The 9563-nt window shown below is 69.5% G+C and carries 10 protein-coding genes; 5 read left to right on the top strand and 5 right to left on the bottom strand.

All coding sequences use genetic code 11. The annotated features are described in order from the left end of the window. Positions 1-70: 70 nt before the first annotated feature. The 3 genes from ACIOGZ_RS37660 to ACIOGZ_RS37650 form a co-directional block, all read right to left on the bottom strand. Positions 71-892 carry an ATP-dependent nuclease gene (locus ACIOGZ_RS37660; protein ID WP_400989247.1) on the bottom strand — a complete coding sequence of 274 codons (822 nt, stop codon included), beginning with the start codon at positions 890-892 and terminating at the stop codon, positions 71-73. Between the two features lie 129 nt (positions 893-1021). Then, entirely contained in the window at positions 1022-1585 is a 564-nt protein-coding gene (locus ACIOGZ_RS37655) for a peptide deformylase (protein ID WP_400989246.1), read from the bottom strand. Continuing rightward, positions 1582-2553, bottom strand: coding sequence for a multiprotein-bridging factor 1 family protein (locus ACIOGZ_RS37650; protein ID WP_400989245.1), 972 nt, complete (start codon positions 2551-2553; stop codon positions 1582-1584). The genes ACIOGZ_RS37655 and ACIOGZ_RS37650 overlap by 4 nt, the downstream gene beginning before the upstream one ends. A gap of 160 nt (positions 2554-2713) precedes the next feature. Between ACIOGZ_RS37650 and ACIOGZ_RS37645 the strand changes: the two genes are divergently transcribed. Both ACIOGZ_RS37645 and murC read left to right on the top strand, forming a co-directional pair. Next, positions 2714-2905 (top strand): hypothetical protein, encoded by a 192-nt coding sequence (locus tag ACIOGZ_RS37645; RefSeq protein WP_400989243.1) that lies wholly within the window; start codon positions 2714-2716, stop codon positions 2903-2905. A gap of 54 nt (positions 2906-2959) precedes the next feature. After that, complete coding sequence (gene murC / locus ACIOGZ_RS37640; RefSeq protein ID WP_400989242.1) at positions 2960-4381, top strand: UDP-N-acetylmuramate--L-alanine ligase; 1422 nt, start codon at positions 2960-2962, stop codon at positions 4379-4381. Here the strand turns inward: murC and murF are convergent, their stop codons facing one another. Beyond that, on the bottom strand, positions 4382-5770 hold the full coding sequence (gene murF / locus ACIOGZ_RS37635; protein ID WP_400989240.1) for a UDP-N-acetylmuramoyl-tripeptide--D-alanyl-D-alanine ligase: 1389 nt from the start codon (positions 5768-5770) through the stop codon (positions 4382-4384). It abuts the gene before it with no gap. A 128-nt stretch (positions 5771-5898) separates the two neighbouring features. On the opposite strand from murF, the gene ACIOGZ_RS37630 reads away from it, so the two are divergent. The 3 genes from ACIOGZ_RS37630 to ACIOGZ_RS37620 are packed head-to-tail and all read left to right on the top strand — an operon-like array spanning position 5899 to position 8451. Then, positions 5899-6843: a D-alanine--D-alanine ligase gene (locus tag ACIOGZ_RS37630; protein WP_400989238.1), complete on the top strand. Its 945-nt coding sequence runs from the start codon at positions 5899-5901 to the stop codon at positions 6841-6843. After that, positions 6840-7838 (top strand): threonine/serine dehydratase, encoded by a 999-nt coding sequence (locus tag ACIOGZ_RS37625; protein WP_400989236.1) that lies wholly within the window; start codon positions 6840-6842, stop codon positions 7836-7838. The genes ACIOGZ_RS37630 and ACIOGZ_RS37625 overlap by 4 nt, the downstream gene beginning before the upstream one ends. After that, positions 7831-8451: a C39 family peptidase gene (locus tag ACIOGZ_RS37620; RefSeq protein ID WP_400989234.1), complete on the top strand. Its 621-nt coding sequence runs from the start codon at positions 7831-7833 to the stop codon at positions 8449-8451. Before ACIOGZ_RS37625 ends, ACIOGZ_RS37620 begins: the two co-directional genes overlap by 8 nt. A gap of 285 nt (positions 8452-8736) precedes the next feature. On the opposite strand, the gene ACIOGZ_RS37615 is transcribed toward ACIOGZ_RS37620, so the two are convergent. Further along, on the bottom strand, positions 8737-9402 hold the full coding sequence (locus ACIOGZ_RS37615) for a SpdA protein (RefSeq protein ID WP_400989232.1): 666 nt from the start codon (positions 9400-9402) through the stop codon (positions 8737-8739). Positions 9403-9563: the final 161 nt, after the last annotated feature.

Genomic DNA, 9563 nt, shown 5'->3' with positions numbered 1-9563 from the left:
TCACCTCATCGACGGATGCCTCGCCACCACCGGCCTGATCATGGATGGCTGACCAGATCTCAGACCGACATCACGAATTCAACTTCAGTAGCTCCTTGGACAGTGCGCCTGAGATCTCATCAAGCGTTGGCCCGTAGACCTGGGCGTGCACCTCGCGGCGAGCGCGGTGCGCGGTCTCCTCAATGTCACTGAGCTGCCTACTAGCCTCAGAGCGGTCCACCGCGTGATCGAGGATCTGGCCGATGGCTGTGCTCTTGCGGTCGTCGGTCTCCTCGTATGCACGAAGGTCAGCGGAGATGAACACGAAGTCGACAAGCTTGGCGAGCTGGCTCTGGCCCGCGAACCCGAAGAAGTGGGTGTCCTCAACCTCCGACTCAGTGAGCCGGTCGCGGTTGGATGTCTCCCATAGCTGCATTGCCTCATTCACGGCATCAGCATTGGGGGCGGCCGGCAGCCCGAGGCTCGGGTCACTCTCGCGAAGCTCGTTGTAGGCCCGCCGCCTGTCCATCGCTTTGGTGTACTGCCGCACCTCCTCGAACGGACGGTAAGTGAAGGCCTTTCCCGTGATCTTGTCGACACCGTTGTCCCAGGTGCGCCAGATAGAGACGTTCTCAGCACCATCTGGGGCGTAACGACCCAGCGTCTTGCGGTCGTAGTCGGTGAGGCTGTCGAACTCCACCTCAACCGAGATCCGCGCTCCATCTGTTGCCGAGTGGACGTCATCCGTGCTGAGCGCTACGTCCTTTTCTCCCGTGAAGAACCAGTCGAGTGCCCGCAGGACGGTTGATTTTCCCACGCCTGAGGGCCCGATGAACGAGGTGATGTCATCGAACGCGACATCCACCTTGTGTAGGCAACGGAAGTTCTCGATGCGCACACGCTTGATCTTCACTGGTCGTCCTGGAGGTCAATGCCGACGGTGTCAAGGTGTCGGCGGGTACTCCGGTGATACTAGCGGCAGATGTGGCGGGCCCTCATGCCGTTTACGTCCCATAAGTCGGCTGGGACTAGGCCGAGTTGATCAGTAGGACCAGGTCGAGCCTGTACCCCGGTACTCCTCGACCGGGATCGGGTGGACGTCGGGGCGCATGCGGTCGGTGTAGAGGAGGCCGTCGAGGTGGTCGATCTCGTGGGCGATGAGGCGGGCGAGGCCGAATTCGTAGGTGACGGTGGTGATGGTGCCGTCGAGGGTGGTGGCGGTGACGTCCATGCGGAGGGGGCGGGGGACCATGCCGCGGACGTCGAAGAAGCTGAGGCAGCCCTCGTACTGTTCGTCGGTCTCGTCGGAAACGGCGGTGATCTTCGGGTTGAGCAGGATGATCGGCTCGGCGCCGGCGGTCGGGGGCAGGACGAGGGCGGCGGCGCGGGGAATGCCGATCTGTGGGGCGGCGAGGCCCATGCCCTTGGCGAAGGAGTGGACGCGGCCGATGCGGTCGACGGCGGTGAAGAGTTCGTCGATCACGGTCTGGGCGTCTGCGCGTTCGGCCGGGAGATCGAAGGGCTCGGCGGGACGGTTGAGGATGGGGGTGCCTTGTTGGACCACGCCGAGGGACTGCATCTGCTGGCTGGGGCGCACCTCGATCACCTTGTCTCCTTGGTCTGCTGCGGGTTGGGGGCGGAGGCGCGGAAGCGCCATTCGAGGCGGAAGCGCGCGTGGAGCGGCGGGTCGTCGGTGGCCCAGGCGAAGTGCCGGCGCTCGCCGTCGTCGTGGCGGCTGACGGCGGTGCGTAGGGGTGCGGACTCGGCGGTCATGGAGGTCTCGGTGCCCCACACCACCGGGTCGAGGGCGGCAGGGAAGTCGAGGCGTACGGCGAGGTGTTCGGTGGGCAGGCGTACGGCGCGCTGGAACCAGTGGCCCCACTTGTCGGCGCCGACGCTGTAGGCGTACTCGATCCAGGTCGCATCGCCCGGGTAGAGCGGGAAGCGGCCGTGCTCGTTGTCGAACAGGAGCCAGACCTCCTTGAAGGCGTCTCGGTCGTGCTTGGCCTGCCACCGCATGTCCTCGCCCTGGCATGAGGCGGTGAGCGCCAGCTCGTTCCAGGTCAGTGGGTGCTCACGGTAGTGGGCGTTGGAGCGCTCGGGCTCGCCGGGGTAGCGGTCGACGGCGATGCGGATCAGGTAGCGGGTGATGGGCTCGGTGCCGGTGTTCCGCAGGCGGCGGCGCATGGTCAACCGGTAGGTGGCGCCGTCGAATTCGAGACCGGCTTCGTCGTGCTCGACCACGATCGCGGAGCCGGAGGCGTACGGCTGCTCGGGGCTGCGAGGTGCCGGTGGGGAGGTCGGGGTGCGACTGCGAGAACGGGCGGCGTCGTACTCGAGCCAGCGCCGCCAGATGGCTTTCCCGGCGTTGAGGATCTCGTCGGCGAGGCGGGCGAACTCCTCGGTCGGCTTGTGGCGGCCGGCCTCGATGTGGCTGACGTAGGACGGGTCGAAGCCCATCTTCCGCGCCAGCGCGCGCTTCGACAGGCTCCGCACCTCGCGCCAGTGGGCGACTTCGGCGGCGAACGCCTCCGTCGTCTGGTCGGCTGTCTCCTGGTCCGCCTGCGTCTCCATCCGCTCCGCCCCCAGTGAGTGATGAATGAACCGTGAGTGACCTTAGCTCACCATCCCGTCACGGTCCTGCCTGCGGCTGTCATTACCTCATCGGGCACGCACTTCAAGCGTCCGGTCAGCAAGAGATCCCCATCATCCCTCCTGCCGTGAGGAGTTAGCCGTGCACGAGTCCCCGTCCCGCCGTCGAGGTCAGCACCGCGATCCGGTCGGCGCGTTCCTCGGCGGCCTGTGGGCGGTCGGCAACGCCGTGGTGATCGCTCTGCTCGGCGTCATTGTGCAGGACCACTTCGACACGGCCCGACCCGGTGCTCACCCGGCGGCCAACTCGGCGCCGGACAGCACCTACGTGTAGCGCCCTTCCACCCATCGCCCATCACGGGCTGGACTCCGAACTGGAGCGCACAGCATGGAAACCAGGAACGTGATCGTCCCCGTCCACGACGGCCCCATCAACCTCGCCCGCCCGCACTTCGTGGGCATCGGCGGCGCCGGCATGTCGGCCGTCGCCCGCCTGCTGCTGGAGGGCGGCAGCCGCATCTCCGGCTCCGACACCAGCGACACCGCTGCCCTGCGTGAGCTGGAGCAGGCTGGTGCCGCCGTCGCCATCGGCCAAACCGCCGGCAACGTGCCCGCCGACGCCACCGTCCTCGTGTGGTCCAGCGCGGTGCCCCCGAGCAACCCCGAGGTCGCCGCCGCCCGCCGGGCCGGCATCCCGGTCGTGCACCGCTCGGACGTGCTCGCGCACTTGATCGCCACCGCCGAGCGGTCCGTCGCGGTGGCGGGCACCCACGGCAAGACCATGACCACCGGCATTCTCAGCGCCGCGCTGGCCCACCTCGACCCGTCGTACGCCATCGGCGGCACCCCCGTCGACCGCCCGAACGCCCACCAGGGCCTCGGCGGCCTCCTGGTCGCCGAGGCGGACGAGAGCGACCGGACGGCGGGTCGCTACCACCCGCAGATCGCCGTCGTCCTGAACGTGGACGACGACCACCCCGAGCAGTACGTCGACCTGAACGATGCCCTGGAGGTCTTCGAGCGCCTGGCCCGCAACAGCTCCGTCCTCGTCGTCTCGTCCGACGACCCGGGAGCTCGGCTGCTGATCGAGCGCCTGCAGGTGGCGCCCGGCCCGCGCGTGGTCACGGTCGGCGAGGCCAGGGACGCCGACGTGCGGGTGCTGCGGGTGCTGTGGGACGGGACGGCCAGCCACGTCACCGTGCGGGACACGGACGGGTCGTGGCACGAGTTCGCCCTGGCCGTCCCGGGTCGGCACAACGCGCTGAACGCCGCCGCCGCGTTCGCCGCCAGCTGGGTGCTCGGTACCGAGCCCTCCGTTCTGGTGGACGGCATCAACGCGTTCCAGGGCATCAAGCGCAGGCTCACCACGACGGGCAGCTTCGACGGGGTGACGGTGCTGGACTCCTACGCCCACCACCCGAGCGAGATCACCGCCGACCTGGCGACTGCCCGGATGCTCACCGAGGGCCGGGTGATCGCGGTGTTCGAGCCCACCGGCTGGACCCGGACCGCCGCCCTCGGCGAGGAGATGGGCCGCCGGCTCGCGGCGGCCGACGAAGTCGTCCTCCTCGACATCCACGCTTCGGTCGAGTCCCCGCTCACCGGGATCAGCACCGCGCCGATCGCCGCGCAGGTCGTCGCCTGCGGCGGCCGGGCCCACAGGGCGAGCGACGGTCGCGATGTGGCGGACATGGTCGCCGAGCTGGTCGAGCCCGACGACCTGGTGGTGACGATGGGCACCGGGACCGCCGGTCGCGTCGGACGGGCGGTCCTTCTCCGGCTGGCCGAGACCCCGGTGGTCGCGGCGTAGTCAGTGTGCGGCATCGGGCTTGGTGAGCCGCATCGCGGTGTCCTCCAACCCGACGCTGTGGGAGCCCTTTACCAGCACCACGTCCCCGGGCTTGAGGTAGGTCAATAGCAGGTCGAGGGCGGCGTCGCGGTTCGGCACCAGCGTGCCGTTGACGCCGCCCTCCACCGCCCAGGTGTGCACCAGCCGGGCCTCCCAGTCACCGACCGCGATCAGATCAGTGATCCCGCTGCGGGCGACGAGCCGTCCCAGTTCCGCGTGGTGGGCCTCGGACTCCTCCCCCAGCTCCCGCATCTCGCCCAGCACCGCCACCGTCCTCCGCCCGCCGCTGGCCATGGCGGTGAGCGCGGACAGGGCGACGGCCATCGAATCGGGGTTCGCGTTGAACGCGTCGTTGATCACCGTCACGCCGTCCGGCCGCTCGGTGACGTCCATCCGGCCCGGCGTCAACTGCCGGGCACCGGTCAGTGCCTCCGCTGCCTGCCGCACGCTCGCGCCCAGGCCGATCGCCACCGCGGCAGCGGCCGTCGCGTTGGACACGTGGTGGGCGCCGTACAGCCCGAGCTTCACGGGGGCGCTCTCGTCCCGGTACGTGAGGTTGAACGACGGCCGCCCGGCGGCATCCAGCTCGATGTCGACGGCGCGCACGTCCCCGGCCTGCACCCCGAACGTCAGGACCGGCGCGACCGTGCGCGGCGCCATCGACATGACGTACGGGTCGTCGGCGTTCAGCACCGCCAGGCCGTCGACGGGCAGGGCCTCGACGAGTTCGCCCTTCGCGACGGCGATCGATTCCTTCCCGCCGCCGAACTCGCCCACGTGCGCGGTCCCGACGTTCAGTACCAGGCCGACCTTCGGCGGGACGATCCCCGTCAGGTACTTGATGTGCCCGGCGCCGCGCGCGCCCATCTCCAGCACCAGCAGACGGGTGCTCTCGTCCGCCCGGAAGACGGTCAGCGGCAGGCCGATCTCGCCGTTGAACGACAGCGGCGTGGCCACCGTGGTGTCCATGGTCTCCAGCACCTGGGCCAGCAGGTCCTTGGTACTGGTCTTCCCGGCCGAGCCGGTCAGCCCGATCACCGTCGGTGCCTTCAGCCGGTCCAGCACCGCGCGGGCCAGCGCTCCCATCGCATCCTGGACGTCTGGTACCACGACCGCCGGCACCCCGACCGGCCGTGCGGCGAGCACGCCCGTGGCCCCGGCGCGGACGGCGGCCTCGGCGAACCGGTGCCCGTCCGTGTGCTCACCCGGCAGGGCGATGAACAGCGACCCGGGCTTCACCAGCCGCGAGTCGATGACCCCGGGCCGGTCCACCATGACGCCCGGATCGGGGACGTCGTGCAGAGCGCCCCCGACAGCCTCGGCGATCTCTTGCAGGGTCATGGGGACCACGGTGGCTCCGATCCATCGACGCACCCGCCCCTCGTTCTGGGCGGCCTGCCTTCGACGCTAGCGGCTTCCCCACATCGCGCCTGTCATCCGGCGCATTCCGAACCAGACTGTGACAAAAGGAAGATGAGATGTCTGCCGCACCCCGTATCGCCCTCGTCACCGGTGGCCGCTCCGGCGAACGCGACCGCTCGCTGATCTCCGGCGAGGCCGTCCGCGAGTCGCTGGTCCGCCAGGGCCTGCCGCACTTCGTCCTCGACCCCACCGACAAGGACTTCGCCGACCGCGTCCGCGAGGCCGACGTCGCGTTCCTCGCCATCGCCGGGCAGTGGGCCGAGGATGGCAAGCTGCAGGGCCTCCTCGACAGCCTCGGCGTCCCGTACACCGGCTCCGGGGTGCTGGCCAGCGCGATGGCGATGCACAAGCCCACCGCCAAGACCCTCGTCCTCGCCGGCGGTGTCACCGTCCTGCCACACCTCCCGCTCCGGGGCCATGACGGCCCCGAGGAAGCCGCCCGAGCGTGCGTGGAGGAACTGGGCCTGCCGGTCATCCTCAAGCCCACCTCGGAGGGCGGTTCGATCGGCATGCGGGTCTTCCGTGACCTGAACTCGCTCACCACCACGCTCACCCACGACACCCGGGGCGGCGAGTGGTTCGTCGAGCCGTTCAAGGACGGCACCGCCGTCACCTGCGGCGTCCTGGAGAAGGACGGCGCCATCATGACGCTCCCGCCGCTGGAGACCGTCCCCACCACCGCCGAGTTCTACGACTACAAGGCCAAGCGCAGCCCGGCCGGCCACCGCTATCGCTGCCCCGCCCAGCTCCCGGACGCGGTCCTCGCCACCATCTCCCGCACGGCCGTCCGCGCCCACCAGGTGCTGCACTGCTCGGGCTACTCGCGCTCGGACTTCCTCGTCACTCCGGACGGCGACGTCCACTGGCTGGAGATCAACACGCTGCCCGGCCTCTCCACCCATGGCAACCTCGCCACCATGGCCGCAGCCGCCGGGATCAGCTACGACACCTTGATCCAGATCATGCTCGCCACCGCCCGCACGAACGGGTACCGGCCGTGAGCGCCGCCGACCTGCCGCTGTCGGTGGACGACATCTACGATGCCCAGCGCCGCCTGCGCGGAGTCGCCGCCTCCACCCCGGTGCTCGCCCACCCGGCGCTGGACGAGATCGCCGGGCGGACCGTGATCTGCAAGGCCGAAGCCCTCCAGCGGACCGGTTCCTTCAAGTTCCGTGGCGCGTACAACGCCATGGCAGCCCTGAGCCCGCGCGAACGCCGATGCGGAATCATCGGCGCCTCCTCCGGCAACCATGCCCAAGCACTCGCCCTGGCCGGCCACCTGCTGTCCGTCCCGGTGACCGTAGTCGTGCCGCACGACGCCCCCGAGGGCAAGGTGAACGGCACCCACACGCTGGGCGCCGACATCGTCGCCTACCACCGCCAGCGCGACGACCGCGACGCCATCGTCGCCCAGCTCGCCACCGACCGAGGCCTCGCCGTCGTGCCGTCCGCCGACGCCCGCGCGGTGATCGCCGGGGCGGGCACGGTGACGCTGGAACTGCTCTGGCAAGCACCCATCCTGACCGTGATCCTGGTACCCGTGGGCGGCGGCGGACTCGCCGCTGGCACCGCTGTCGCCGCCAAGCACATCAACCCGCGCATCAAGGTGATTGGCGTCGAACCCGCGAGTGCGGCCGACACCTACGCCTCCCTGCGAGCCGGACACATCACGGAACTGCCCGCCGTCCCCGACACCATCGCGGACGGCCTCCGCCACACCACCCCGGCCGCCCTGCCTTGGCAGATCAACAAGACTCTGCTCGACGACGCCATCACCGTGACGGACGCTCAGATCGTGCAGGCTATGGGCTGGGCGTTCCAGCACCTCAAGGTGGTGACCGAACCCTCCGGAGCCGTCGCACTCGCGGCCCTGGCCGGCCTCAACTCGCAGCCCGGCCCCGTGGGCGTGATCCTCTCCGGCGGCTCGGTCGACTTGGACGCTTTCCACCGCCTCGTGGCCACCCCGCCACCCCGGAAGGAACCGGCCCTTGCCTGACCATCCCAAGCGCCACCCGATTCCGCTGATCACCCAGTACGCCACCCCCGCGCTGATCAACGCCATCGCCTACGCGGGCCACCCGCCCGGCGACGACGACAACTGGGCCGCCACCGGAGCCCCCGACCGGGACACCTACGCCTACTGGTCCACCCGCCTCTGTGGCATGGCCTGCCTGCGGATGGCCCTCTTCGCCCGCGACGGCCACGCGCCCACCCTGTTCGACCTGCTGGACGGCTGCCTCGCCCACGGCGGCTACGTCCAGCAGGACGACGGGAGCGTCGGCGGCCTCTACTACCAGCCGTTCACCGAGTACGCCCTCGCCACCCACGGCCTCCAGTCGGAGATCATCACCGACCTCACCCCGGACCGGCTCCTCGCCGAACTCGATCGCGGCCACCTCGTGATGGCCTCCGTCCACAAGGAGATCCGTCGTCCCTACCGGCCGGCACCCGCTCGCGGCGGGCACTTGGTGCTCGTCACCGGCCACCACGACGGCGCAGTCTCGTTTCACAACCCCTCGGGCCACACCGCTGATTCAGCCGATGCCGTTCTACCGCTGGACCGCTTCGACGCATTCGCCGCTCATCGAGGCATCGCGATGCGGGTCTGACAGCATCCCGGCACCCCTGGGCCGGCTCCGTGTTGGCGGCAGGTCCTGCCGCCAACACGGAGCCTTGGGGCGCGGACTGGGGGTAAGGACTCCTTACCCCACAACTTGCTCCCCTTGGGGTGGAACGGGGTAAGCAGTGCTTACCTCACAACTTGCTCCGCCTGAAGCCTTATCCGGAAGTCCCGGAACCGACATGCGGAGTTCCGGAACGACCGGTCTGCGCCGCCAGATGCCGCTTGCCCGGTTCCGGATGCGGAACCGGGCAAGCGGTCTGTCAAGGCAGAGTCAGGCGACGACGGCGTGCGCCGGAACCGCCTCGGGCTGATTGGTCTGGTCGCTCTTCACGAGCTCCAGCAGTTTGCCGACCCGATCGTTGCTGATCGATAGGCCAGCGCCGCGCACTGCTTCCTTGATCACTGCGTGGGTGGCTCCCCTCTCGGCGACGGCGGGCCTAACCACCTCAAGCAGTTCGTCCATGCTGGCCGCTGGCTTGCGGCCTGTGCGCTTGCGAGAAGCGGCAGGCTCCTGGCTCGCAGACGAGGCTCGGCTGGTAGAGGCCAGCTGGGCTTCTTCGGCTTCTTCCGCCGAGCCCGGGGCCTGCACCTGATCCGGCTCAGTGTCGCTCTCGTTACCGGCGGAAGGATAGCCCGGCTCGGGCTGGGCGAGGCCAGCCTCCTCCACCCGTGTGGTGGGGGCGGACGGGGTGTGAAGCTGACGAAGAAGAGCTGGGCCGACGACTCCCCAGCCGAGGAGAAGTAGAGGCGCAACGGCGTCGAGAGTGGCCCGTTCGTAGTGTCCAGCAAGGATGGGTTCGGCGGTGTTGAGGGCGAGGGTGAGCACGCCACACAAATGCATCAGCCGGGTGGCGGAGCGCAGTTGGGAGGAGTCCGTACCAATGGCGGAGAGGTGGTGCAGGGCCACCAGGAGGCCGAGCACAGACAGGTCGACCATGGGGGCGATGAGCCGGGGCAACGGGGTGCGGGACGCCTAGGCGCAGGGCGAGGGCCCACACGTTGCCGAAGGAGAAGCCGAAGGCGAGGCCGGCGATGGCCGTCATCACGAGGGTGATCATGGTGCGGGCGATGGTTCCGGAGCCGGTCGGATGGGTGTCC

Origin of the sequence: Kitasatospora sp. NPDC088160 (genome assembly GCF_044741445.1) — a bacterium.
Lineage (GTDB): Bacteria > Actinomycetota > Actinomycetes > Streptomycetales > Streptomycetaceae > Kitasatospora.
The sequence above is the reverse complement of the archived record's forward strand: the minus strand, read 5'-3'. Positions and strand labels throughout refer to the sequence as shown.